Below are 24,464 nucleotides of genomic sequence, written 5' to 3'. Positions count from 1 at the left end.
CTCTCGCCAATAAAAAATACAACAAGGAATCTGCAATGAAACGGACTACGCTCCTTGCTCTAGGGCTGGGGTTCTGTCTGGCAGTTGAAGCTGCCGATCCGATCACCCTCGGCCTCAACTACCCTCGCACCGGCAGCTACAAAGAAGAAGGGCTTTCGCAGATGCGTGGGGCCCTCTTGGCGGTCGACGAAATCAACGCCAGAGGCGGCGTACTGGGCAGGCCGCTCCAGCTAGCCACCCGCAACTCCGCATCAAGACCCGAAAAAGCCGTTGCCAATGTCGACAAGCTGGCCGATGAGGACGCCGTCATGCTGTTCGGTGGCGCCTCCAGCGCGGTCGCCATCGCCGCGGGCAAGCGCGCCAAGGAGCGCGGGTTGCTCTATTTCGGCACCCTTACTTATTCCAATGACACCACGGGCAAGGATGCCCATCGCTACATGTTTCGCGAATGCAACAACGCCTGGATGAGCGCGCAGGTGCTGGGCCAGTATCTGAACAAGCATTTGCCGAACAGACGCTACTTCTACATCACCTCTGATTACACCTGGGGCCATACCAGCGAAAGCTCGCTACGTCAGGCCACCGGCACGCAGAACAGCAGTCAGCACGCCGGCATCAAAACAGCCTTTCCCGGCGCCCGCCTCTCCGACTATCGTGAAGCCCTGACCCGGGTCGCCAGTAGCGACACCGACGTCCTGGTGCTGGTGCTGTTCGGCGAAGACCTGGTCCGTGCGATGCGGATCGCCGACGAGCTCGGCCTGAACAAGAGCATGCAGGTCGCGGTCCCCAACCTGACGCTAAGCATGGTTGAAACAGCCGGTCCTGACATCATGCGGGGCGTATTGGGTACCGAGCCCTGGACCTGGCGCGTACCGGAACTGGAAGGCTCAGTCGCCGGCAGACAGTTTGTGCAGAACTACGACGAGCGATACCAGACCCATCCGTCGAGTTCGGCTGCCTCCGCCTACAGCATCGTCTATCAGTGGGCCGACGCGGCGACGCGTGCCCGCAGCCTCGACAGCGAGCGGATCATCGCAGCGCTCGAGGGTCATCGCTACAGCTTGCTCAAGGGCGAACAAGAGTGGCGCTCCTTCGATCACCAGAACGTGCAGACGGTATAGGCGGTGAAGGTCAAGCCTCGCGAAGAGGTGCTCAAGGACCGCTTCAAACAGGACTACTTCGAGATCGTCCACCGTCTCACCGGCGAGCAGGCTGCCCCGTCGCTTGCCGAATGGCAGGTTGAGCGCCGGGCCGGCGGACAGGCTCCGGCCCTCCAGTAACCAGGCAAAAGGAGCGGTTTGGCAAAGCCAGGCCGCTCCAGACCTCGTCGCGCGCACCTCTCTCGCTTTGCGCCGCATCAACGATATCCTGCTCGCGGATCGGTGGCTGTCACGCCGCCCCAACGCCTCGCCAGGTCGAAACGATTGCAACTAGACTTGGCCTGAGGACCGACCTGTTGCCGTTTGGCCTGTAGTACATGCCCGTTCAGGCATCAGACAGACGAGTCGCAGGCATTCGATATCGACGAGGATGACCATCACCATGAGCAATGCAGTCGAACCCTACAAGTCCGGATTTTTTGACCTGACGCACAAGCTAACCGTGGAAAAACATGGGCATACCGCGCTGATCACTATCAACCATCCCCCCGCCAATACCTGGGACCGTGAGTCGCTGATCGGCCTCAAGCAAGTCGTCGAGCATCTGAACCATGACGACGAGGTCTATGCACTGGTGATCACCGGCCAGGGCGAAAAATTCTTCAGCGCTGGCGCCGACCTCAAGCTCTTTGCCGATGGCGATCGCACCCGCGCACGGGAGATGGCGAAGCGTTTTGGCGAAGCCTTCGAGGCCCTTCGCAGCTTCCGTGGAGTATCCATAGCTGCCATCAACGGCTTCGCGCTTGGCGGCGGTCTGGAATGTGCATTGGCATGCGACATCCGTATCGTTGAACAACAAGCTCAACTGGGGCTACCGGAAGCATCGGTTGGCCTGTTGCCCTGCGCGGGTGGTACGCAGGCACTCGCATGGCTAGTGGGTGAAGGCTGGGCGAAGCGGATGATACTCTGCGGTGAACGCGTCACGGCGGACACGGCTCTGCGTATCGGCCTGGTAGAGCAGGTGGTGGAATCCGGGGAGGCGCGTGGGCACGCACTGCTGCTGGCCTCCCGTGTGGCGCGTCAGAGCCCGGTTGCCGTTCGCGCCATTAAACCCCTGATTGACTCGATGCACAGTCGCGGCCCAGCACACTTCGCAGCCGCAGAACGTGAAGCCTTTATCGATCTGTTCGAAGCCGACGACACGCTCGAAGGGGTCAATGCGTTTCTGGAAAAACGTGATCCTCGCTGGAGAAACCGCTGACCTCGAGCTAATGACACAGATGCAGCTTGAAGGCGACTAGTCAGCAAGTCTCGACCAGCGCCGCGTGTGACGGTCAGCGCAGCGGCAGCGTGCTTATCAGCGGCGGTAATGTCGACCGTTGAAATTGCGCCGCTGATGCATCCGGAAGTCGCGCCCATCGCGGACCAGTGGTGGCCGGCCAAGATTTCGCAGGTGATCACGCTTCCAACGCGATGGGCTATCGAACCTGGACCGCCGCTCATCTTTCCACCGCTGCGGCTGGCGGATCTCGCTCCGTCGCCCATCATCCCAGCGGTGCCGATCCAACCCGCGGTGCCGATCGTAGTATTGCGGCGGAAGCTGCCCCTGGTAGCGAGGCGGCAGGTTCTGGGGATATTGCCTGTGTTGAGGGTATGGACTGCGCGGGTCGTACTGATATGCGCGATTTTCGACGCGATAACTGCCGCCATCAGGTCGATAGACCCACACGCCGCCCCGAGACTCAGCACATGCTTGGGCGCCTAAACCGAGCCCCAGCAGCAAAACCGCTATTCGCATCTTCATCAAGCACCTCCATGGACCGCCCCGCCTGGGAGTTGCGGCCTCAATTGATCAGACCACAGCAAATGTTAGGCTGGCATCCAAACGGTTGGTTGATGCATTTCCATATGTGTCACCGAACCGGGGGCAGAGTCGAAGCCACATCACGCCGCGGCCTTGTACGGCTGCCGCCGCTTCCCGATAATAGCGGCCTTTTAGCCTCGGCTCATGCAGAGCGCACAGGAATCCGCGATGACCGAACTCGCTCTGATCATGGTTAGCGCCATTCTGGTCAATAACTTCGTACTGGTGCAGTTTCTCGGTCTGTGTCCGTTCATGGGTGTTTCGAAGAAAATCGAAACGGCCATTGGTCTTTCGCTGGCCACGACCTTCGTGCTGACCTTGGCAGCCATGTGCAGTTACATCGTTCAGCAGTACGTCCTGAAGCCGCTGGACCTGGAGTTCCTCCGAACCATCAGCTTCATCCTGGTGATCGCCGTGGTGGTGCAGTTCACCGAGATGGTGGTGAACAAGACCAGTCCTCTGCTGTATCGCGTGCTGGGCATCTTCCTGCCGTTGATCACCACCAACTGCATCGTGCTCGGGGTCGCGCTGCTGAATGCCAACAAATCCGAGTTCACCTTTCTAACCGCTACGGCGAACGGATTTGCCGCAGGCCTGGGTTTTTCGCTGGTATTGGTACTGTTTGCGGCCATGCGTGAGCGCATCGCCATTGCCGACGTACCCAGGTCGTTCCAGGGCGCAGCCATCGGCATGGTCACGGCTGGGTTGATGTCGCTGGCGTTCATGGGCTTCAGTGGGTTGATCAAGCTATGAGTCTGGTCGTGATTGCCGTACTCGCGCTGCTGGCGCTGTGCCTGGTGTGCGGCGCCATTCTCGGTTTCGCCGCGGTGCGTTTTCGCGTCGAGGGGGATCCGATTGCCGAGCAGATCAACGCGCTGTTGCCGCAGACGCAGTGCGGCCAGTGCGGCTATCCAGGCTGCAAGCCTTACGCCGAGGCGATTGCAGGCGGCGACAAGATCAACAAGTGCCCACCCGGTGGCGAATCGACCATCCAGGCCTTGGCCGACCTGCTCGATGTCGAGCCCGAACCGCTGGATGCCGTTGAAGGCGAGGTGCCGCCACGCATCGCCTATATCCGCGAAGCCGAGTGCATCGGCTGCACCAAGTGCATCCAGGCCTGCCCGGTGGATGCCATCGTCGGCGCCGCCAAACAGATGCATACGGTCATCGTCTCCGAATGCACCGGCTGCGATCTCTGCGTGGAGCCCTGCCCGGTGGATTGCATCGACATGATTGAACTGGGCAGCAACCTGCAGCGTTGGAAGTGGGACCAACCCTTGATGCCAGGCCAACTGATAGCCAGGGATCGGGAGCAGGCCGCATGACCTCGCAGAACCTCTGGAATATGCCTGGCGGCATACAGCCGCCGGAGCGCAAGGACCTATCCAACCGCACGCCGATCCAGCTGCCGCCGCTCCCTGCGCGGCTGGTTGTTCCGCTGGCCCAGCACATCGGTGCGCCTGCCGAGCCATGCGTTGTGCTGGGTGAGCGTGTGCTCAAGGGGCAGAAGATCGCCGAGGCCGCTGGCTTCGTCAGTGTGCCGGTACATGCCCCTACGTCCGGCACAGTGAGTGTCATAGGTCCCCAGCCCTACCCTCACGTGTCGGGAATGCTCAGCGCTGCCATTGCGATCGACAGCGATGGTCATGACGAATGGATCGAACTGCAGCCGCAACCGGACTACCGGACAATGCCGCCCGACCAGCTGCTGGAGCAAATCCGTCAAGCAGGCGTCAGTGGGCTTGGGGGCGCTGGCTTCCCTACGGCCGTCAAGCTGAACCGCCCGCCCCCCGGAAAGACTCGTGCTCTGATCATCAATGGCACCGAATGCGAGCCCTATCTCACGGCCGACGACACGTTGATGCGGGAGAAAGCCCATGAGCTTGTCACGGGGATCGAGATACTCGTTCACCTGATCCAGCCGGAGCTGGTCCTAATCGGCATCGAAGACAACAAGCCCGAGGCGATCGAAGCCGTGCGCGTAGCGGTTGGCGAGCGCGATTTTCGGATCAAGGCGCTCCCCAGCAAGTACCCCTCGGGTGGCGAAAAGCAGCTGATACAGGTTCTGACCGGCGAAGAGGTGCCCAGCGGTGGCTTGCCGGCCGACATCGGCATGCTCTGCCAGAACGTCGGCACCTGCGTGGCCATTCATGATGCCGTGCTGTTAGGCAAGCCACTCATCTCGCGCGTCACCACCCTTACCGGCGAAGCGTTGGCACGCCCCATGAACGTCGAGGCGTTGATCGGCACGCCAGTGGCCGACCTGCTGGCCTTCGCCGGTCTCGACCCTGCCCGGCTCAACCGGCTGATCATGGGCGGACCGATGATGGGCTTCACCCTGCCGTCGGTGGACGTGCCAGTGATCAAGACCACCAACTGCTTGCTCGCCAGCACGCTTGCGGAGCTGCCTCCGCCACCACCAGCGCTGCCATGCATTCGCTGCGGCGAGTGTGCAGAGGTCTGCCCGGCGAGTCTGTTACCGCAACAGCTGCATTTCTTCGCGCTGGGCCAGGAGCATCAGCAGCTCAAAGCCTACAACCTGTTCGACTGCATCGAGTGTGGCGCCTGTGCCTACGTCTGCCCGTCGAGTATCCCGCTGGTGCAGTACTACCGCGCCGCCAAGGGCGAAATCCGCGAACTGCAGCAGAAGCAACAGAAAGCCGAACACTCCAAGCAGCGCTTCGAGCTGCGCCAGGAGCGTCTGCGCCGTGCCGAAGAGCAGAAGGAGGCCGACCGCAAGGCCCGCGCCGAACGCGCTGCAAAGGCCAAGGCAGCGCAGACCGAGGCCAACACCGTACCGAATCAGGACGATCCCGTCGCGCGCGTCCAGGCGCAGAAAGCGGGCCTGTCCGAACAGCAGAAGAAGCTCAAGATCGAAGCCAGCATGGTGCAGGTCGCGCTAAAAAAAGCTGAAAAGCAGCTCATCATTCACGCAACGCCCGAACTGGAAGCGCAGGTTGCCGAGTTACGCACCGCGGCTGCCAGCGCGCAGAAGGCCCTGAACGAAGCCGCCCGGGCGACCGACAGTCCCGTCGCAGCATCGCCGGTCAACGACGAGGCGGCCAAAAAAGCCAAGATCGAAGCCGCAATGTTGCGAGCACAGGTCCGCAAGCTGGAGAAAATCGAAACCAGAGATGCCGAGCAGGAGGCAGAGCTGAGCCGCTTGCGATCGCAGCTGGCCGAGGCCGAAGCCGCGCTTGAACCGGCAACGCAAAACACGCCGGCCGCCAAAACCAAGACGCCCGGCGAAGAGGCGCTGAAGAAAGCCAAGATCGAGTTGGCGATGAAACGCGCCGAGCTCAAGAAAGCCGAACAAGCCGGCGCCGAAGAGGCGCAGTTGAGCAAGCTGCGCGATGGGCTGGCCAGCGCGGAACACGCGCTTCATGACGCGGAAGCGCAGTCCGGCAAACCAGCACCCGCATTGGTACGCACAGACAAGCAACCGATAGATGACCAGACTCGCGCATTCAAGACAGAAGTTGCGTTTGCGCGGGCCGATTTGCGCAAGCTCGAGCGCGACGACAACAGTGAAGCCGAGGCCGTCGAACGCGCCCGAGCACGTTTGAGCGAAGCCGAGCAAAAACTACAGGAACACACCCAATCGTAAGGAACAACGCCGTCGGCGCTGTTTTCGGGATCGCAACGATCAGCACCTGATCAGGATTCCTTTCGAACGTCTACCGGAGAGCCAATGGCCCTGCCCCGAATCACCTCGCCGCACACCACGGGGAGCAACCGCACTCAGCGCGTCATGTTGCTGGTCCTGGCGGCAACCCTGCCCGGCGTGATCGCGCTGACTTGGCTGTATGGCGCCGGAACGCTGATTAACCTGATCTGGGCCAGCGCTGTCGCGCTCGGCAGTGAAGCACTGATACTTCGGCTGAGGCAACGTCCGGTGCAGTTCTTCCTGCGCGACGGCAGCGCATTGGTTACGGCAGTCCTGCTAGCGCTGGCATTGCCGCCGTACTCACCCTGGTGGCTGACATTGATCGCCACCGGCAGCGCCATCGTACTCGGCAAGCAGCTCTACGGCGGCCTTGGGCAGAACCCCTTCAACCCGGCGATGATCGGCTATGTGGTGGTACTGGTCTCCTTTCCTGTGGAAATGACGACCTGGCCTGTGCCCCATACGGTCGGGCTGAGCGCCGGCCTGCAACACATCCTCGGCATCGCCTCGCTGCCGGACGGCTGGACACAAGCCACCGCGCTCGATGTGTTCAAGGTCAACAAGAGTCTTACTGTGGATGAGCTCTGGGCCAACCCCGCGTTCGGCCACTTCGGCGGCATTGGCTCGGAAGTGATCAATCTCGCATTTCTTGCCGGCGGGCTGTTCCTCTTGCACAAACGCTTATTCACCTGGCATGCGCCTATTGGCATGCTTGCCGCGCTGGCAATCATGAGCCTCCTGTTCTGGAACGGGTCAGGCTCCGATAGCCATGGTTCACCGCTGTTCCACCTGCTCAGCGGCGCCACCATGCTCGGGGCCTTCTTCATCGTCACCGATCCGGTGAGCAGCGCCACCAGCAACCAGGGGCGACTGATTTTCGGCGCTGGCGTCGGCATTCTCGTTTATGTCATTCGCGCCTGGGGCGGCTATCCGGACGCAGTGGCCTTCGCCGTGCTGCTGATGAACCTGTCGGCTCCGACCATCGATTACTACACCCGTCCGCGCACCTATGGCCACCGCAAGGCCGAGCGCGGCTTCAAGCTGGGCGAATGACATGATCATCCCTGAACTCAGTCGCTCGATGCTTAAGAACAGCCTGGTGCTGGGGCTGTTCGCCATTTTCACCGTTGGCGGCGTGACGCTGCTGCAGCAGTTCACTGCAGAACGCATCCAAGCCTCGGAGCGCGCCGCGCAATTACGCGCCCTTAACCAGATTCTTCCGAAAAACACCTACGACAATCAGTTGCTCGATAGCAGCGTCGAGCTACAGGATCCGCTGCTCGGCACGCGGCAGGCCATGCCGGCCTATATCGCAACGAAGAACGGCCAGCCAAGCGCGGTGATCCTTCAAGCCATTGCACCGGATGGTTACAGCGGTGCGATCCACCTGCTCATAGGTGTGCAGGCCGACGGGCGGATTGCCGGCGTGCGCGTGGTCGCGCATCGGGAAACACCCGGTCTGGGGGACAAGGTCGAGCTGGCCAAGAGCCCCTGGATACGCAGTTTCGAAAACCGCTCGCTGAGCAACCCGGAGGCCTCCGGCTGGGCCGTCAAGAAGGATCGTGGCGAGTTCGATCAATTCGCCGGGGCCACCATCACCCCGCGTGCCGTGGTCGGCGCGGTCCATCGGGCCCTGCAGTATTTCGCGACTCACAAGCAGCAGCTGCTCGCCACCGATACGGCTCCGATAGCAGCCGAGGCAGCGCTTGAAAACGAGGTCGAGCCCGACGAGGTGGCTACACATTCACGGGCCGGCGCCGCCGCGACCCGCGATATATTGCCGATCAACGATCCGCACACCGAGCAGGACCGAGGCCAATGAGCAATCCAAGCTACCGCGAACTGAGTATCAACGGCCTGTGGAAGAACAATCCGGCGCTCGTCCAGCTCCTAGGGCTGTGCCCGCTGCTCGGCGTGAGCAACTCGGCGGTCAATGCGCTCGGGCTCGGGCTCGCCACTGCCCTGGTATTGATCTGCTCGAATGTCGGCGTATCGCTGGTACGTGGCGTAGTCAACACCGCGGTGCGGCTGCCCGCCTTCGTGATGATCATCGCGGCATTGACGACCTGCATCGAGCTGCTCATGCAGGCCTATACCTACGAGCTTTATCAGATACTCGGCATCTTCATCCCGCTGATCACGACAAACTGCGTCATTCTCGGCCGTGCCGACGGTTTTGCCGCCAAACACAACCCGTTGATTGCAGGCTTTGACGGCTTGTTGATGGGCCTCGGGTTCGCACTGGTGCTGGTGGCGCTGGGCGGCCTGCGCGAGCTGGTGGGCACCGGCGCGGTGTTCGCCGACATGCAGCTATTGTTCGGCCCGATTGCGGCCGACTGGCAATTGACACTGGTCAGTGACTACAAGGGCTTCCTGTTGGCCATCCTGCCCCCCGGCGCCTTCATCGTGCTCGGCCTGCTGATCGCCCTGAAAAATCGTATCGACGAGCATTTCACTGAGCGCGCCGGGGCGACGCAGCCAGATGCGCCTGGCCAGAGCCGCCGTGTGCGAGTCACTGGGGTGATTGATTGAAGCTGCAAGCCTCTCAAGCGGCAAGTAGAAGCAGCGTGAAGCCATCGTTATTGCGCCCAAGCTTGTGGCTTGAAGCTGGAAGCTGGAAGCTTGGAACTGCCTTATGAATGCTGAAAAACGCCGGGAGATATTTCGCCGGTTTCATGAAGACAATCCGGAGCCAAAGACCGAGCTCGCCTACAGCACGCCGTTCGAGCTGTTGATAGCCGTGATTCTTTCGGCGCAGGCCACTGATGTCGGCGTCAACAAAGCAACAGCCAAGCTCTACCCGGTCGCCAACACCCCCGAAGCCATCCATGCGCTTGGCTATGAAGGTCTGTGCAGCTATATCAAGACCATCGGTCTCTACCCGAGCAAGGCGAAGAACATACTCGAGACCTGCCGCATCCTCATCGAGCAACACGACAGCCAGGTTCCGGACAATCGCGAGGCCCTCGAGGCGCTACCGGGTGTCGGGCGCAAGACGGCCAATGTCGTGCTCAATACGGCGTTTCGCCAGTTCACCATGGCGGTCGACACTCACATTTTTCGCGTCGCCAACCGCACCAATATTGCCCCGGGCAGGAACGTGCTGGAGGTCGAGCGCAAGCTGGTCAAATTCGTGCCGAAGGATTACCTGCTCGACGCCCATCACTGGCTGATCCTGCACGGGCGCTACGTCTGCAAGGCGCGCAAGCCACAATGTGGCAGTTGCCGGATCGAGGATCTCTGCGAGTACAAGCACAAGACGTCGGACCATTGAGCGGCCAATGGGAATACCTATCGCACGATTGAAAAAATCTTTTTTACGGCCTCCTCTTTTGTCGCTATAAGGTGCGCCAACAGCGCGCCCAAGCCGGGGAGTGAGACAAGTGTCCGAGAAAGAAGAGATCCAGATCGAAGATGACTTCGTCGCGGATGACGAAGACGATAGTGCAGAGGCGCCAGTCGAAGTCGCCAAGACCAACCTGACCAAGCGTCGGATCATCGACAACCTGCTCGAAGAGCGCCGGCTGCAGAAGCAGCTCAACGAGTTCGACTTCGATCTATAAGCGAGCAGGAGGCGGGATTGCTCCCGCCGTACCCCTCACACCACCGTACGTACGGCTCCGTATACCGGGTGTATAGAGGACTTTCACCTCCGAGTCGCCCGCTTGACCACCACAGCCAAGCCAGTTGCGCTTACGCGCAACGCGCCATGCCTGGCGCACAACAAAAAAGCCCCGTGATTGGGGCTTTTGTGGCGTCGCTGCTAGTCCCGGCGCGACGGAGAGAGCAGCTCGACCTTGTAGCCGTCCGGATCTTCAATAAACGCAAGAATGCTGGTGCCATGCTTCATTGGCCCCGGCTCGCGGGTGATCTTGCCGCCTCGGCTGCGAATGTCCTCGCAGGCCTTGTACACGTCTTCAACCTCCAGCGCGATATGGCCATAACCGTCGCCCAGGTCATATTTTTCAACGTCCCAGTTGTGGGTCAGTTCCAGCACGCTGTTATGCGCTTCGTCGCCATAACCGACGAACGCCAGGGTGAACTTGCCTTCCGGATAATCCTTACGTCGCAGCAGGGTCATGCCCAGCACTTCGGTATAGAAGGCGATGGATCGCTCCATGTCGCCGACTCGCAGCATGGTGTGCAGCAGTCTCATGATGTCTCTCCTGATCAGCGGGGCGAAAAGCATAACCCCGGCTCGCGGCCGGGGTTTTCAAGCTTCAAGCTTCAAGCTTCAAGCTTCTAGACTCAAGACTCAAGACTCAAGCAGCGCGAGACTCGCTTTGCGGCTTGCGGCTTAGAGCGGGCTGCGGCCCTTGCCGGCGGCGATGCGCATGCGCAGCGCATTGAGCTTGATGAAACCGCCCGCGTCGGCCTGGTCGTAGGCGCCCGCATCGTCTTCGAAGGTGGCGATGTTGGCGTCGAACAGCGAGTCGTCCGACTTGCGGCCGGTGACGATGACGTTGCCCTTGTAGAGTTTCAGACGCACCACACCGTTCACATTGACCTGCGACGCGTCGATCATCTGCTGCAGCATGCTGCGCTCAGGGCTCCACCAGTAGCCGTTGTAGATCAGGCTGGCGTACTTGGGCATCAGCTCGTCTTTCAGGTGAGCCACTTCACGGTCGAGGGTAATCGACTCGATGGCCCGATGCCCCTTGAGCATGATGGTGCCACCGGGGGTCTCGTAGCAGCCGCGCGATTTCATGCCGACATAACGGTTCTCGACGATATCCAGACGCCCAATGCCGTTCTCACCGCCGATGCGGTTCAACTCGGCCAGCACCTGGGCCGGAGACATGTCCTTGCCGTCGATGGCGACAATATCGCCCTTGCGGTAGGTCAGTTCAATGTAGGTCGGGGTATCCGGTGCGGTCTCAGGCGAACGCGTCCAGCGCCACATGTCTTCTTCGTGCTCGGCCCAGGTGTCTTCCAGCACGCCGCCCTCATAGGAGATGTGCAGCAGGTTGGCGTCCATGGAATACGGTGACTTCTTCTTGCCGTGGCGCTCGATCGGGATGGCATGCTTCTCGGCATAATCCATCAGCTTCTCGCGCGAGAGCAGGTCCCACTCGCGCCACGGAGCGATGACCTTGACGCCCGGTTTGAGTGCGTAGGCGCCCAGTTCGAAACGGACCTGGTCGTTGCCCTTTCCGGTGGCGCCGTGGGAGATGGCATCGGCGCCGGTTTCGTTGGCGATCTCGATCAGGCGCTTGGCGATCAGCGGACGGGCGATGGAGGTACCCAGCAGGTACTCGCCTTCGTAAACGGTGTTGGCGCGGAACATCGGGAAGACGAAGTCGCGGACGAACTCTTCGCGCAAATCGTCGATGTAGATTTCCTTGACGCCCAGAGCCTGCGCCTTGGTGCGCGCCGGTTCGACTTCTTCGCCCTGGCCGAGGTCGGCGGTGAAGGTCACCACTTCACAGTTATAGGTGTCTTGCAGCCACTTGAGGATCACCGAGGTGTCCAGGCCACCGGAATACGCCAGGACCACCTTCTTTACGTCGGCCATTGCCATCCACTCCCGGGATTGTAAGGAAAGCGGGGATTCTACTGGTCGCGACGTTTGTTTTACAGGGGCGCATGCGACCCCTCGGCATCAGGTCGACGGTGTACCGCCCTCTGCTGCGGCAGTGGTGGTCGCCGGCCCGCGCTCCAAGCGCAGGGTCACCCGCCGATTCTTGGCCCGGTTGGCCTCGCTGCTGTTGGGCACGACGGGATAGCGTTCGCCGTGAAAGCGCAGCGTGATGTGTTCCTTCGGCACGCCGTTGGCGACGAGGTACTCCTCGACCGCCAATGCACGGCGACGGGACAGGTCGCGGTTGGTCAAACGGTTGCCACTGTTGTCGGAATGACCGTCGAGTTGTATTCGGTTGACAGTCGGGTCGGCCTTGAGAAACTGCAGAAGGATGTCGAGCTTGGCCCGGGCCAAGGCATCGAGCGCTACATCACCGGTGGGGAACCCGACTTGCGACTGGCGAATCTGATCGAAATTCACCGGCAACAGCTTCGCTGTACAGGCGCGGAAGTCCTCGTAAGCCTTGCCGAAACGAGCCGGCAGCAACCGCACCTCCAGCGCTTCGCCCCCTTGCCGCGTGCGGTGGCGCACCACTGGGCTGCGCCCTTCGAGCAAGCCGCTGAGCAGCCGACCCGCCTGCCGCTGCGAGCTTTTGAAGGGTACGTCTTCGCCGCCAGCCACCGCGACAAAACCCAGATTGATATCGCTGCGCTCTGGCTGCCAGGGCGCGGCCGCTGCGAGCAGGGTCGCCGAACCGTTACTTAGCCAGCGATCAGCGGATTGCAAACGGAAGGTTGCCTGTTCGCCAGCCCGGCGCACGAACGCTCCCGCGCCGAAGCCCGCCACCGGTTGCGTCAGTCGGCATTCGAACTGATCACCTTCTACCTGCCACTGCGCTCGTTCCAGACGTGTCTGGAACGTGAGTGCATTGGCCGGGGAGATCAGCAGGCAGCTGAGAATCAGAAGACGCAAGCGCACGTAAGGCTTCCCGTTGAACAACATTCAAACGGGATATCGGTGCAAGGCGCAAAAACTTGAACCGGACAGGGGACCACAAGCCCGCTTCGTCGCTACTCGTTTCGGCCGGAAGACCCGCCTGCGGCGATTTTTTCACGCGTTTCCGGTAGCATTCCCGCACGTTTTACCCGCCTGGAAATCTGCATGTCCGACCGACTGACATTACTGCGCCCCGACGATTGGCACATTCACCTGCGCGACGGCGCAGCGCTGCCACATACCGTGGCGGACGCCGCACGCCAGTTCGCACGCGCGATCATCATGCCGAACCTTGTACCACCAGTTCGCAACGCGAGCGAGGCGGACGCTTACCGCCAACGGATTCTTGCCGCCCGGCCGGCCAGGAACGGCTTCGAGCCGCTGATGGTGCTCTACCTCACCGACGGCACACAGCCCGACGACATACGCGCCGCCAAAGCCAGCGGCTATGTTTATGCGGCCAAGCTGTATCCAGCCGGTGCCACGACCAACTCAGCATCCGGCGTCACCCGCATCGACAATATCTTCCCGCTGTTGGAAACCATGGCCGAAGTCGGCCTGCCGCTGCTGGTCCACGGCGAAGTGACGCGCGCCGAGATCGACATCTTCGATCGCGAGAAATACTTCATCGACGAACAGCTGAGCCGGGTGACCGAGCGCTTCCCCACGCTCAAGGTGGTGTTCGAACACATCACCACCCGCGACGCGGTGCAGTTCGTCGAGGCGTCCGGCAGCAACGTCGGCGCCACCATCACGGCCCACCACCTGCTCTACAACCGCAACCACATGCTGGTGGGCGGCATCCGCCCGCACTTCTTCTGTCTGCCGATACTCAAACGCAACACCCATCAGGAAGCCTTGCTCGATGCGGCGACCAGCGGCAGTCCGAAGTTCTTCCTCGGCACCGACTCGGCACCGCATGCTCAGCACGCCAAGGAAAATGCCTGCGGTTGCGCCGGCTGTTATACGGCGTTCGCGGCAATCGAGTTCTATGCCGAAGCGTTCGAACAGCGCAATGCGCTGGACAAACTAGAGGCGTTTGCCAGCCACTTCGGCGCCGACTTCTATGGCCTGCCGCGCAATACCGAGCAGATCGCCCTGGTACGCGAACCCTGGAGCGTGCCGGCCGATCTGCCGTTCGGCGAGCATAACGTGGTGCCCTTGCGCGCCGGCGAGACCCTGCAATGGCGGCTGGAGACAAGCGCATGAGCGAAGAGCAGTTCGACGACGAGCTGGAAGGCAACCAACCAGGCAAGCCGCGCTCGCCGATGGCAAGGCGCTTCCGTGGCTTTCTGCCGGTCGTGGTGGACGTCGAGTGCGGCGGCTTCAACTGCGCCACCGACGCCTTGCTGGAAATCGCCGCGGTGACCATTGGCATGGATGAGCAGGGCATGCTCTACCCGCAGGAAACGCTGTTCTTCCGCGTGGAGCCCTTCGCTGGCGCCAATATCGAAGCTGCCGCGCTGGAGTTCACCGGCATCAAGCTGGACCACCCGCTGCGGATGGCAGTACCCGAATCACAGGCGCTGAACGAGATCATCCGCAGTGTGCGCAAGGCGGTGAAATCAGCCGGCTGCAAGCGCGCCATTCTGGTTGGTCACAACAGCAGCTTCGATCTTGGCTTCCTCAACGCGGCCATGGTGCGCTGCGGCATCAAGCGCAACCCCTTCCACCCGTTCTCCAGCTTCGACACCGCCACCCTCGCCGGCCTCGCCTATGGCCAGACCGTTCTGGCCAAGGCCTGCCAGGCGGCCGGCATCGATTTCGACGGGCGTGAAGCGCATTCGGCGCGCTACGATACCGAGAAGACCGCCGAGCTGTTCTGCGGCATCGTCAATCGCTGGAGAGAAATGGGCGGTTGGGAAGAGTTCGACGAGTGAGCAGCCGGGCCACCGGCTGACCGCCCAGAGCAGTACATCTGGCAAACCCGTGCCGATAGCGCGCGGGATCGCCCGCGCTGATACATCACGCCAACGCCCGTTCCAGCACCCTCGCCACATGCAAGGCATCACGCTGGGCCCCGTCATGGATCTGGTGACGACAACTGGTGCCGTCGGCGACTATCAAATCCTCGGCTTGAGCCTTGCGAACCGCGGGCAGCAATGCCAGTTCGGCCATCTGCATCGAAGCATCGTAGTGCTCGTGCTCGTAGCCGAAACTGCCGGCCATCCCGCAGCAGGAGGTTTCGACGGTTCTGACCTCCAGATCCGGTATCCAGCGCAGCACCTGCTCCACCGGTCGTAGCGCATTGAACGCCTTCTGATGACAATGGCCGTGCAACAGCGCGCGCGGCGCGTCCAGTCCCTTGAGTTTGAGCTGGAGATTACCGGCAGCCTGCTCCCTGACCAGAAACTCCTCGAACAGCAAGGACGCCTCGGACAACGCCTTGGCCTGCTCGCCATAGCCGTAGCGCAGGAATTCGTCGCGCAGGGTCAGCAGGCACGAGGGTTCAAGCCCGACGATGCTCACGCCACGTTCGACGAACGGCAGCAGATAGTCGAGCGTGCGTCGGGCTTCCGCCTTGGCCTTGTCGACCTGCCCCGAGGCCAGGTAGGTGCGTCCGCAGCACAGCGGCCGCTCCTGTGGTGCCTGGTTGAAGTGGACCCGATACCCGGACGCCTCGAGTACACGACAGGCGGCTCGCGCGTTCTCCGGCTCCATGTAGTTGTTGAAGGTGTCGACGAACAGCAGGACCTCCTGGGTATGCGTCGAACGGCTTGCCGGAGCAGTCGCCAGGAAATTGCCAGCGAAGCGCGGCAACGCACGCTGTCCGGCCAACCCGAGCGCGCGCTTGATCCATCGCGACAGCAGCGGCATACGCTCGACCAGATCAGTCACCCCGGCCAGGTGGCGGGCATACGGCGCATAGCGCGGCATTTCCGCAACCATCCGCTCACGCAGTGGTGTCGGATGATTTTTCGCCCAGGCGGCACGGGCCTCGATCTTCATCTTGGCCATGTCGACGCCGGTCGGGCATTCACGTTTGCAGCCCTTGCAGGAGACGCACAGATCGAGCGCAGCCTTGACGTCCTCGCTGGCCAGCCCATCAGGGCCCAGCTGGCCCGATAGCGCCAGTCGCAACGTGTTGGCGCGCCCGCGGGTCAGGTGCTGCTCGTCGCGTGTCGCTCGGTAGCTGGGGCACATGGTGCCGGCGTCGAACTTGCGACAGTGGCCGTTGTTATTGCACATCTCCACGGCGCCAATCAGCCCACCGGTCGGATCGGCGCCGCTGCCGGGCGCACTCTGCTTGCCGGTCAGCGGATCGCGCAGCACGTTCCATTCCGACCAGTCGAGCACCGGCGCCATCGGGATCGGCTGATAGGTCTTGGGGAAGCGGAAATAACTGTGATCATCCATGCGCGGGGGATCGACGATCTTGCCGGGATTGAGCAGATTTTCCGGATCGAACAGCTGTTTGACCTCCTTGAATGCGGCATTGAGCTGCGGGCCGAACTGCCAGGCCACCCATTCCCCGCGGCACAGGCCGTCCCCATGCTCGCCGGAAAAGGCCCCCTTGTAGGCACGCACCAGCGCCGATGCTTCTTCGGCGATGGCGCGCATCTTGTGCGCGCCATCGCGGCGCATGTCGAGAATCGGCCGTACGTGCAAGGTGCCAACACTGGCGTGGGCGTACCAGGTGCCCTCGGTGCCATGTTTGTGGAACACCTCGGTGAGCTTGGCGGTGTATTCGGCCAGGTGCTCCAGCGGCACGGCACAGTCTTCGATGAAGGACACCGGCTTGCCGTCACCCTTCATGCTCATCATGATGTTCAGACCGGCCTTGCGCACGTTCCACAGCGCCGTCTGCTCCGCCGTCTCGGTCATCTTGACCACACTGCCAGGCAGCCCAAGATCGGCCATCAGCTCACTCAGCCGGCCGAGCCGCTCCTGCAGACCGGCGACCTCCTCGCCCGCGAATTCAACCAGCAACAATGCCTGTGGCTGGCCGAGCAATGCCTTCTCGATCACTGGCTTGAAGGCCGGGTTTTCCATCGACAGGTCGATCATCGTCCGATCGACCAGCTCGACCGCTGTCGGGTCGAGCGTGACGATGTGCCGGGTCAGGTCCATGGTCTGGTAGAAGGTCGGGAAGTTCACCACGGCCAGCACCTTGTGCTGGGGCAGCGGTGCCAGTTTGAGCTTGATCCGGCGGGTCACCGCGAGCGTGCCTTCCGAGCCGATCAGCAGATGGGCCAGGTTGACCCGGCCGCCCGCGTCGTAGGGAAGCGGGCTCTGGCAGTCGAACAGGTCGAGGTTATAACCGCCCACGCGGCGCAGCACCTTCGGGTAGTGCTCGCGGATATGGGCATTCTCGCGCTCGGCGATACGCTGCACTGCCTGGGCGATCTCGCGTACCCGATCCCCCTGTGCCAGGTCCTGGAGCAGACCGAAGCGAGCCTCCTTGCCATCGGCCAGCAACGTATCGATAGCCAATACGTTGTGCACCATGTTGCCGTAGCGAATGGAGCGCGAGCCGCAGGAGTTGTTACCGGCCATGCCGCCCAGGGTGCATTGAGCCGAGGTCGACACGTCCACCGGAAACCACAACCCATGTGGCTTGAGCCAGCGATTCAGCTCATCGAGCACGACCCCTGGCTCGACCACCAGGGTCAGGGCATCTTCATCGAACTCGACGATCTGGTTCAGCCAACGACTGGTATCGACCACCAGTGCGTCTCCCACCGTCTGCCCGCATTGACTGGTGCCGCCGCCGCGCGCCAGCAGCGGCACCTTGGCATCCCGGGCGATATCCAATGCGACCTGCAAATCATGCTGATGGCGCGGAATCACCACACCGACCGGCGTGATCTGGTAGATCGAAGCGTCCGTCGCGTAGCGACCACGTGACGCCGGATCAAACAGTACGTCGCCGGCGATCTCGCGCCGCAAGCGCTCAGCCAAGGCCGAAGAGCGCTCCGATGACACCTTGCTCGCCGTTATTCCGGGTTCGGTAAACGAAGTCATCACGACCTCCCATGTCTGCCATCAAAAGGGGGAATGTCAGTGCGACTCGTCCAGCGGGCTCGCTGCGAAGTAGTCCAGTGCGGCGAGTACGCCGCTGTCCTTGAGCGACACGCCGGACATCTTCAGGCCGGCCTCGCAACCGCCAAGGGTGGCGATCAGGGTGAGGTCATTGCAGTCACCGAGATGGCCAATGCGAAACATCTTGCCCTTCGCCTTGCCCAGCCCGGTGCCCAATGAGAGGTCGAAACGGCGATAGATCAGGCTGCGAACTTCGTCAGCGTCAACCCCTTCGGGCATTACCACACCGGTCAGTACGGGCGAATAGACGCTTGGCTCCTGACACTGCACCTCCAGGCCCCAGGCCTCGACGGCCTGGCGAACCCCGGACGCCCAGCGCTGGTGGCGCGCAAAGACATGATCGAGGCCCTCCGTCAGCAGCATGTCGAGCGCTTCGTTCAGCCCGTACAGCAGATTGGTATTGGGCGTGTACGGCCAGTACCCGCTGCGGTTGAGTTCAAGTATCTCGTCCCATGCCCAGAAGCTCTTCGGCAGCTGCGCGAGGCGGCTGGCCTCGATCGCCTTCTCCGATACCGCGTTGAAACTGATGCCCGGCGGCAGCATCAGGCCCTTCTGCGAACCGGAAATGGTCACGTCCACGCCCCAGGCGTCGTGCTGATAATCGGCGCAGGCCAGGCCGGAAATCGTGTCGACCAGCAGCAGTGCCGGATGCTTGGCCGCATCGATGGCACGGCGCACCGCCGCGATATCGCTGGTCACGCCGGTGGACGTCTCGTTGTGCACCACGCAGACGGCCTTGATCGTGTTGCCGCTGTCTTCCTTCAAGCGCCGCTCGATCATTTCGGCCTGCACGCCACGGCGCCAGCCGTCATAACCCGGCAGCCCGATAAACTCCGGTTCCAGCCCCAACCGCCGCGCCATTTTTTCCCATAGGGTGGCAAAGTGGCCGGTTTCGAACATGAGTACCCGGTCGCCTGCCGACAGCGTATTGACCAGCGCCGCTTCCCACGCCCCGGTACCGGACGCGGGGTAAATGACCACCGGCTGCTGGGTCTTGAACACCTGACGGATCTTGCTCAATAGTTCGCGACCCAGGGCACCGAATTCGGGCCCGCGGTGATCAATCGTGGGTAGGCTCATGGCGCGAAGAATGCGATCAGGCACCGGCGAAGGTCCGGGAATCTGCAGGAAATGGCGGCCGGACGGGTGGAAATCGAGCTTCAGCATGAGGTTCTCCAGTGCGCTTGTTCTTGTATTTTGAGTTTTGAATTCAAAAGCACATCCAGCAAATAACCGCTAGCGGATGCAGCCCTCACTCCGCAAATTACGGATGTCTTCGTCGGTCATGCCGATGCCGTGCAGCACCTCGTCGGTATGCTCGGCAAACAACGGTGCCGGGCGGCGTATCTGCAAAGGTGTCCGGGAAAACTTGGTGGGAAAGCCGACCGTTTTCATCTCACCGATTACCGGGTGGCTGACTTCCTGGACCATGCCGCGTGCCAGGTAGTGTTCGTCATGCATGGCCTGGGCAAAGTCATTGATCGGCCCGGCGGGCACGCCGGCCGTATCGCATAGTTCGAGCCAGTGTTTTATCGGTTGTTGGGACAGAATCTCTTCGAGTATGCCTTCGAGCGCTTCCACATTGCGCGCGCGGTCGCTATTGGTGACGAAGCGCTCATCGCCGAGCAGGTCCTCACGCTTGATCACCTCAAGACAGAGGCGCTCCCAGGTTCGCTGATTGGCGCAACCCAGCATCAGGTAGCCGTCCTGCGCCTTGACTGCCTGGTACGGCGCCGAAACGCGGTGGCGTGAGCCGGTGGGTTGCGGCACGGTGCCATCGGCGAAATAGGCGGCCGCCTCCCAGGCAAACCAGGGTAGCCCGCATTCGGTGATGGCGATGTCTATATGCTGGCCTTCACCGGTGTTCTGCTTGTGGATGTAGGCGGCGAGAATCGAATAGATCGCAGTGATGCCGGCGCCAATATCGTAAACAGCGATGCCGGTCTTCAGCGGTCGCTTGCCGGGCTCGCCGGTCATCGACATCAGACCGCTCATGCCTTGGGCGACGAGATCGAAACCGCCCTTGCTGCGGGAGGGACCGGTCTGGCCGTAGCCTGAGATCGAGCAGTAGATGATGCTGGGGTTGAACGCGCGGATCGTCTCGTAGTCGATCTGCAACGATTCCGTTACACCGGGTCGGTAGTTTTCCACGATGACGTCGGCGTCAATCGCCAGACGATAGAAAATATCCCTGGCCCTCTGATTTTTGAGATCCAGGGAGATGCTTTTCTTGTTCCGGTTGATCTGAAAGAAGCAGGTGGACTCGCCGTTGACGTAAGGTCCCATTTGCCGGCTGTCGTCACCGCCATTGGCTTTCTCGACCTTGATGACTTCGGCTCCGAGATCGCCCAACACCATGGTGCAATAGGGGCCCGCCATGATTTGCGAGATATCCAGGATTTTCACGTTGCTGAGTGGAAGCATGCTTGGTTCTCCAGCACTGGGATCGGCGAAAGCTATTCACCGGTCCATTCGAACGGGGTCTTGCTGACGAACTTGTCGACTGCTGCCTTGAAGTCACGGCTGCCGTAACAGGCCCGTATCCAGTCATCGCTGGCGTCCGCCGGCGTGCGTCGGTGCGCCAGTACTCGGTTGATGGTCTCCTTGGCCGCCTGCACGGTCAGCGGCGCGCGACCGGCGAACGCCTGCGCCTTGCGGGCGATCTCCGCGCGGATGACGTCGGGCTCGAAAATCTCGCTGACCAGGCCAGCCGATCGCGCCTCCGGTGCCTCAATCAGTTCGGCCGCCATCAGCACCTCCTTCGTACGGGGTACGCCGAGCAGGTCCATGAGACGCGACACGTTAGTCACCGAAAGGCAGTTGCCAAGCGTCTCGGCGATCGGCACCCCAAACTTCAACGACGGCGTGCAGTAGCGAAAATCGCACGCCAGCGCGATGGCCGCGCCGCCGCCGACACAGAAGCCCTCCAGCAGGGCGATGGTCGGCTTGCGCAGGTTCTCCAGCCCAGCGATGACACTGTCGATGCGCCGCTCGTAGTTCACCCCCGCCTCGCCGTCTTCGAAATCAGCGAATTGCTTGATGTCGGTGCCGGCAACGAAGGCCTTGCCACCACAACCGTGAAACACCACGGCGACGACCCGGGGATCGGCCTCCAGTTCGCGACACAAGCGCTCCAGCGAGTCGTACATGGTCCAGGTCATCGCGTTGCGGCTCTGCGGCCGGTTGAAGCCGACCCAGGCGACGCCTTGATCGATTCGGCAGTCGACCTGCCCCTGAGGCACATCACTCATCTTTGTTTCCTCTTGCTCGATGCCGCTCGCTGGCGACGAACATCAGTTCGCCGCTCAGGCGCCATATATCAGGTTCACCAGCGCCAGGGCGAAGGCCGGGACATAGGTGTTGATCAACAGGATTGCGAAGAGCACTCCGAGGAACCACAGGTTGGTGCGCGAGGTTGCCCAGATATCAGACTTGGCGATCGAGCAGGACGCAATCAGCACGCTGGCAACCGGCGGCGTCTGCTGGCCGATGGCCAGGTTGAGCGTGACGATCAGGCCGAAATGGATCGGATCGATGCCGACCGCCAGCACCAGTGGCAGCACGATCGGGACGACCAGAATGATCGCCGCAGCGGAGTGCAGGAAGACGCCTAGGATCAGGAAGATGATGTTAAGCAGCGCCAGGATCACGTATTTGTTGCTGGTCATATCGCTGATGGAGGCGGCTAGTTGCTGCGGCAGTTGTGTTTCGGTCAGGTAGAGCCCCACCACCGCGGAGCTCGCTACCAACAGCATCACCACCGCGGTTTGCACGCCGGCGTCCAGGCACGCCTTGTAAAAGGTGCGCAGGGTGAACTCGCGGTAGACGAAGGCGCTGATGAAGATCGCCACCACCACAGCCAGCGCCGCGCCTTCGGTGGCCGTGACGACGCCGCCGAAAATCCCGCCAAGGATGATCACCGGAATCGACAGCGCCCAGATCGCACCCTTGAACGCCTCCCACAACCGCTTGGCCTGGAAGGCCCCTTCCGATGGAAAATCGTTTTTCCTGGCCAGGTAGTAACACATCGCCGCCAGGCCCATGGCACCGAGTAATCCGGGGAAAATGCCGGCGACAAACATCTTTACGACGGATTCTCCCGACATCACGGCGTAGAGAATCATCGGAATCGACGGCGGCAGGATGATCGCCAGGCTGGCCGCCGAGGAGGACAGCGCCGCCGAGAATTCCTTGGAGTAGCCCTTGCTGGTCATCGCCGGGATCATGATGCTCCCGATGGCCGATACCCCGGCCACAGCCGAACCGGAAATCTCCGCGAAGAAGATCGAGGCGCCGATGGTCACCATCGACAAGCCGCCCTTGACGAACCCAAGCATCGCCGAGGCCAAGTCGATCAGGCGCCTCGAGATGCTTGAGGCATTCATGATCGCGCCAGCCAGGATGAACAGCGGGATGGCAATCAACGGAAAGCTGGTTGTGCCGTCGTACATCACCATGCCGATGTTGGGCAGGGCCAGTGCGCCATAGCTGGAGAAGATCGCCACCGCGCCGACGATGCCCAGCGAGATGGCGACCGGGACATTGATCAGGATGAGAACTATCAGTCCCAGAAACATATACGCAATTGTCATCTTATCACCCCCGAACGCCATGCCGAACGCCCGCTCTTAATTGCCCCGGTCATGCCTTGACGGGCTTGACGCCCGCTTCTGCCAGTTCGTGATCGACGAACCCATCACCCTTCGCGCTTTCGATCACTTCAGGCAATCGCAAGATCTCCGCAATGATGAAAAGTACCGAACCAATTGGCAGCACCGATTGCGTCAATTGCAGCGAAACGTTGGTCAGGCTGACCAACGATGACCCTTCCAGGATCAGCACGACTTGCATGCCGGTGTAGGCCAGCAGTACGAAGAAGCCGATCGTGATCGCCTCGGCGAGCAGAGCGATTGGCAAGCGCAGCCTTGGGGAGAAGTAATTGACTACGGATGGGCAGCCGATATGAGCTCCTTTTGCCGCGGCCAGCGCCGCGCCGTAGTAAGTGAGCCAAGCCAGACCAACCGACGCCACCTCGTCGTACCAGCTGAACGGTGAACCGGCCAGCCGTGATGCGAAGCCGACTGTGACGACAAGCGTCAAGGCAATCACGTTGGCCACCACTATGATTTCCAGCAGTTTGGAAAAGCCCTTTCTGAAAGCGGTGAAGGAATCCATCGGCTCTCTCCAGTCAGCCTGACGCACCGGATGCTCAGGCATTGGTCAATGCGATCTGTGCAAACACGAACACGGCTACATCTGGCGAAGCTGTTCGACCGTTTCGAGCATTGCCTGCCCGCCTTCGACCTCGTTGGCAAACTTGGCGTAGATAGCCTTGGAACCGTCGATGAAGGCCTGCTGGTCGACCTTGTTCACCTCCATGCCTGCCTGCTCCATTTTTTTCACAAGGCTCTCGTCGAGCTTCGCGCCCTGTTCCAGCGAATAGGGCTCGACTTCCAAAGCTGCTTCGCTGAGCACCTTCCTCACGTCCTCCGGAAAACGTTTCCAACTGGCGCCGGCGACGACGAACGCTGGGGTGTAGACATGGTTGGAAAGAGAGAGGTATTTCTGAACTTCATGGAAGCGCTGGGAATAGATTTGCACCAGCGGATTCTCTTGACCGTCCATGGCGCCGGTCTGTAGCGCCACGAAGGCTTCGGAAAGCGCCATCGGGGCGGGGTTGGCGCCGTAGCTCTTGAACATCTCGACACGCCAGATGCCGTTGGGCGTGCGCAGCTTCAGCCCTTTGAGGTCGGCCGGCACGACAATGGGCCGAGTATTGTTGGTAATCTGCCTGACACCGTTCTCCCACACGCCGATGATGCGGTAGCCCTTGTCTTCGGCGGCCTTGTACATCACGTCGCGCACCAGTTCGTCACGCACCCGCTTCATGTGTTCTCGGTCGCTGATCAGGTACGGCATCTCGAACAGCGAAAACTCGGGCGCCACGCTGCTCATCACCGTCGACGGCAGGGCCAGGTCCAGGGAGCCCAGTTTGAGCTTGTTGAGCATCTGCGAGTCGCTGCCCAGTTGGCTGGAACCATAGGTCACGACCTTGGCTTTGCCCTTGAGCTTTTCATTGGCGGTTTCGGCGAACTTATTAGCGGTGATTTCGAACAAGGACCCCGGCCCACCCACATGGCCGAACTTGATCTGCAGCTCAGCCGCCTGGGCTGCAGATGTGGCTAGACCGAACAGGGATGCGATCAAGGCTGTCTTCAAGACTTTCATGCTGACCTCCACTCTTGTTTTTATCGAGGCGTACCGCAAAAACCT

The 24,464-nt window shown here is 61.4% G+C and carries 21 protein-coding genes and 1 pseudogene; 12 read left to right on the top strand and 10 right to left on the bottom strand.

The annotated features are described in order from the left end of the window. Positions 1-35 precede the first annotated feature (35 nt). The 10 genes and pseudogenes from NA637_RS08310 (at position 36) to NA637_RS08265 (ending at position 10,194) form a co-directional block, all read left to right on the top strand. A pseudogene (locus NA637_RS08310) lies at positions 36-1,280 on the top strand (ABC transporter substrate-binding protein). A gap of 262 nt (positions 1,281-1,542) precedes the next feature. Beyond that, complete coding sequence (locus tag NA637_RS08305) at positions 1,543-2,361, top strand: enoyl-CoA hydratase (RefSeq protein WP_256071824.1); 819 nt, start codon at positions 1,543-1,545, stop codon at positions 2,359-2,361. A gap of 771 nt (positions 2,362-3,132) precedes the next feature. Continuing rightward, complete coding sequence (rsxA, locus tag NA637_RS08300) at positions 3,133-3,717, top strand: electron transport complex subunit RsxA (RefSeq protein WP_019342223.1); 585 nt, start codon at positions 3,133-3,135, stop codon at positions 3,715-3,717. After that, positions 3,714-4,289, top strand: coding sequence for an electron transport complex subunit RsxB (rsxB, locus tag NA637_RS08295; protein WP_256071823.1), 576 nt, complete (start codon positions 3,714-3,716; stop codon positions 4,287-4,289). Before rsxA ends, rsxB begins: the two co-directional genes overlap by 4 nt. Then, entirely contained in the window at positions 4,286-6,571 is a 2,286-nt protein-coding gene (gene rsxC, locus NA637_RS08290; protein WP_256071822.1) for an electron transport complex subunit RsxC, read from the top strand. The genes rsxB and rsxC overlap by 4 nt, the downstream gene beginning before the upstream one ends. Positions 6,572-6,655: 84 nt before the next feature. Further along, positions 6,656-7,684, top strand: coding sequence for an RnfABCDGE type electron transport complex subunit D (locus tag NA637_RS08285; protein ID WP_256071821.1), 1,029 nt, complete (start codon positions 6,656-6,658; stop codon positions 7,682-7,684). A gap of 1 nt (position 7,685) precedes the next feature. Next, on the top strand, positions 7,686-8,453 hold the full coding sequence (gene rsxG, locus NA637_RS08280; protein WP_256071820.1) for an electron transport complex subunit RsxG: 768 nt from the start codon (positions 7,686-7,688) through the stop codon (positions 8,451-8,453). Beyond that, the gene (locus NA637_RS08275; RefSeq protein WP_256071819.1) at positions 8,450-9,163 is read left to right on the top strand and encodes an electron transport complex subunit E; all 714 of its coding nucleotides are present in this window, start codon (positions 8,450-8,452) and stop codon (positions 9,161-9,163) included. The genes rsxG and NA637_RS08275 overlap by 4 nt, the downstream gene beginning before the upstream one ends. A 103-nt stretch (positions 9,164-9,266) precedes the next feature. Continuing rightward, positions 9,267-9,905, top strand: a complete 639-nt coding sequence (gene nth / locus NA637_RS08270; RefSeq protein ID WP_256071818.1) for an endonuclease III — start codon at positions 9,267-9,269, stop codon at positions 9,903-9,905. 109 nt (positions 9,906-10,014) lie between these two features. Further along, on the top strand, positions 10,015-10,194 hold the full coding sequence (locus NA637_RS08265) for a PA3496 family putative envelope integrity protein (protein ID WP_256071817.1): 180 nt from the start codon (positions 10,015-10,017) through the stop codon (positions 10,192-10,194). A 200-nt stretch (positions 10,195-10,394) separates the two neighbouring features. Here the strand turns inward: NA637_RS08265 and gloA are convergent, their stop codons facing one another. The 3 genes from gloA to NA637_RS08250 all read right to left on the bottom strand — a co-directional run bounded on the left by gloA (position 10,395) and on the right by NA637_RS08250 (position 13,130). Continuing rightward, on the bottom strand, positions 10,395-10,787 hold the full coding sequence (gene gloA, locus NA637_RS08260; RefSeq protein WP_045429378.1) for a lactoylglutathione lyase: 393 nt from the start codon (positions 10,785-10,787) through the stop codon (positions 10,395-10,397). A gap of 141 nt (positions 10,788-10,928) precedes the next feature. Then, positions 10,929-12,146, bottom strand: a complete 1,218-nt coding sequence (locus NA637_RS08255) for an argininosuccinate synthase (protein ID WP_256071816.1) — start codon at positions 12,144-12,146, stop codon at positions 10,929-10,931. An 87-nt stretch (positions 12,147-12,233) separates the two neighbouring features. Then, complete coding sequence (locus NA637_RS08250; RefSeq protein WP_256071815.1) at positions 12,234-13,130, bottom strand: flagellar protein MotY; 897 nt, start codon at positions 13,128-13,130, stop codon at positions 12,234-12,236. Between the two features lie 183 nt (positions 13,131-13,313). Here NA637_RS08250 and pyrC point away from each other — a divergent pair, with 183 nt between their 5' ends. Then, the gene (gene pyrC / locus NA637_RS08245) at positions 13,314-14,357 is read left to right on the top strand and encodes a dihydroorotase (RefSeq protein WP_256071814.1); all 1,044 of its coding nucleotides are present in this window, start codon (positions 13,314-13,316) and stop codon (positions 14,355-14,357) included. Beyond that, positions 14,354-15,028: a ribonuclease T gene (gene rnt, locus NA637_RS08240; protein ID WP_256071813.1), complete on the top strand. Its 675-nt coding sequence runs from the start codon at positions 14,354-14,356 to the stop codon at positions 15,026-15,028. The genes pyrC and rnt overlap by 4 nt, the downstream gene beginning before the upstream one ends. 85 nt (positions 15,029-15,113) lie before the next feature. On the opposite strand, the gene NA637_RS08235 is transcribed toward rnt, so the two are convergent. From NA637_RS08235 to NA637_RS08205, 7 genes are all read right to left on the bottom strand, one after another. Beyond that, the gene (locus NA637_RS08235) at positions 15,114-18,113 is read right to left on the bottom strand and encodes an FAD-binding and (Fe-S)-binding domain-containing protein (protein WP_256071812.1); all 3,000 of its coding nucleotides are present in this window, start codon (positions 18,111-18,113) and stop codon (positions 15,114-15,116) included. Positions 18,114-18,149: 36 nt separating this feature from the next. Beyond that, a complete protein-coding gene (locus NA637_RS08230) occupies positions 18,150-19,358 on the bottom strand; it encodes a pyridoxal-phosphate-dependent aminotransferase family protein (RefSeq protein WP_256071811.1) in 1,209 nt (402 codons plus the stop codon). 69 nt (positions 19,359-19,427) lie between these two features. After that, positions 19,428-20,615 (bottom strand): CaiB/BaiF CoA transferase family protein, encoded by a 1,188-nt coding sequence (locus tag NA637_RS08225; protein ID WP_256071810.1) that lies wholly within the window; start codon positions 20,613-20,615, stop codon positions 19,428-19,430. A 32-nt stretch (positions 20,616-20,647) separates the two neighbouring features. Beyond that, a complete protein-coding gene (locus NA637_RS08220) occupies positions 20,648-21,442 on the bottom strand; it encodes an enoyl-CoA hydratase/isomerase family protein (protein WP_256071809.1) in 795 nt (264 codons plus the stop codon). A 54-nt stretch (positions 21,443-21,496) separates the two neighbouring features. Next, positions 21,497-22,783: a TRAP transporter large permease gene (locus NA637_RS08215; protein ID WP_256071808.1), complete on the bottom strand. Its 1,287-nt coding sequence runs from the start codon at positions 22,781-22,783 to the stop codon at positions 21,497-21,499. A gap of 49 nt (positions 22,784-22,832) precedes the next feature. Next, positions 22,833-23,366, bottom strand: coding sequence for a TRAP transporter small permease (locus NA637_RS08210; RefSeq protein WP_256071807.1), 534 nt, complete (start codon positions 23,364-23,366; stop codon positions 22,833-22,835). A gap of 75 nt (positions 23,367-23,441) precedes the next feature. Next, positions 23,442-24,419, bottom strand: coding sequence for a TRAP transporter substrate-binding protein (locus tag NA637_RS08205; RefSeq protein WP_256071806.1), 978 nt, complete (start codon positions 24,417-24,419; stop codon positions 23,442-23,444). Between the last annotated feature and the right edge of the window lie 45 nt (positions 24,420-24,464).

The organism is Stutzerimonas stutzeri (genome assembly GCF_024448935.1).
Lineage (GTDB): Bacteria > Pseudomonadota > Gammaproteobacteria > Pseudomonadales > Pseudomonadaceae > Stutzerimonas > Stutzerimonas stutzeri_AO.
Note: the sequence above shows the minus strand (reverse complement) of the source record. Positions and strands in the feature narration are given on the sequence as shown.

Coding starts and splice junctions, on each gene's coding strand:
- NA637_RS08305 (WP_256071824.1), top strand. CDS start 1,543: ATGAGCAATGCAGTCGAACCCTACAAGTCCGGATTTTTTGACCTGACG.
- rsxA (WP_019342223.1), top strand. CDS start 3,133: ATGACCGAACTCGCTCTGATCATGGTTAGCGCCATTCTGGTCAATAAC.
- rsxB (WP_256071823.1), top strand. CDS start 3,714: ATGAGTCTGGTCGTGATTGCCGTACTCGCGCTGCTGGCGCTGTGCCTG.
- rsxC (WP_256071822.1), top strand. CDS start 4,286: ATGACCTCGCAGAACCTCTGGAATATGCCTGGCGGCATACAGCCGCCG.
- NA637_RS08285 (WP_256071821.1), top strand. CDS start 6,656: ATGGCCCTGCCCCGAATCACCTCGCCGCACACCACGGGGAGCAACCGC.
- rsxG (WP_256071820.1), top strand. CDS start 7,686: ATGATCATCCCTGAACTCAGTCGCTCGATGCTTAAGAACAGCCTGGTG.
- NA637_RS08275 (WP_256071819.1), top strand. CDS start 8,450: ATGAGCAATCCAAGCTACCGCGAACTGAGTATCAACGGCCTGTGGAAG.
- nth (WP_256071818.1), top strand. CDS start 9,267: ATGAATGCTGAAAAACGCCGGGAGATATTTCGCCGGTTTCATGAAGAC.
- gloA (WP_045429378.1), bottom strand. CDS start 10,787: ATGAGACTGCTGCACACCATGCTGCGAGTCGGCGACATGGAGCGATCC.
- NA637_RS08255 (WP_256071816.1), bottom strand. CDS start 12,146: ATGGCCGACGTAAAGAAGGTGGTCCTGGCGTATTCCGGTGGCCTGGAC.
- pyrC (WP_256071814.1), top strand. CDS start 13,314: ATGTCCGACCGACTGACATTACTGCGCCCCGACGATTGGCACATTCAC.
- rnt (WP_256071813.1), top strand. CDS start 14,354: ATGAGCGAAGAGCAGTTCGACGACGAGCTGGAAGGCAACCAACCAGGC.
- NA637_RS08235 (WP_256071812.1), bottom strand. CDS start 18,113: ATGACTTCGTTTACCGAACCCGGAATAACGGCGAGCAAGGTGTCATCG.
- NA637_RS08230 (WP_256071811.1), bottom strand. CDS start 19,358: ATGCTGAAGCTCGATTTCCACCCGTCCGGCCGCCATTTCCTGCAGATT.
- NA637_RS08225 (WP_256071810.1), bottom strand. CDS start 20,615: ATGCTTCCACTCAGCAACGTGAAAATCCTGGATATCTCGCAAATCATG.
- NA637_RS08220 (WP_256071809.1), bottom strand. CDS start 21,442: ATGAGTGATGTGCCTCAGGGGCAGGTCGACTGCCGAATCGATCAAGGC.
- NA637_RS08215 (WP_256071808.1), bottom strand. CDS start 22,783: ATGACAATTGCGTATATGTTTCTGGGACTGATAGTTCTCATCCTGATC.
- NA637_RS08210 (WP_256071807.1), bottom strand. CDS start 23,366: ATGGATTCCTTCACCGCTTTCAGAAAGGGCTTTTCCAAACTGCTGGAA.
- NA637_RS08205 (WP_256071806.1), bottom strand. CDS start 24,419: ATGAAAGTCTTGAAGACAGCCTTGATCGCATCCCTGTTCGGTCTAGCC.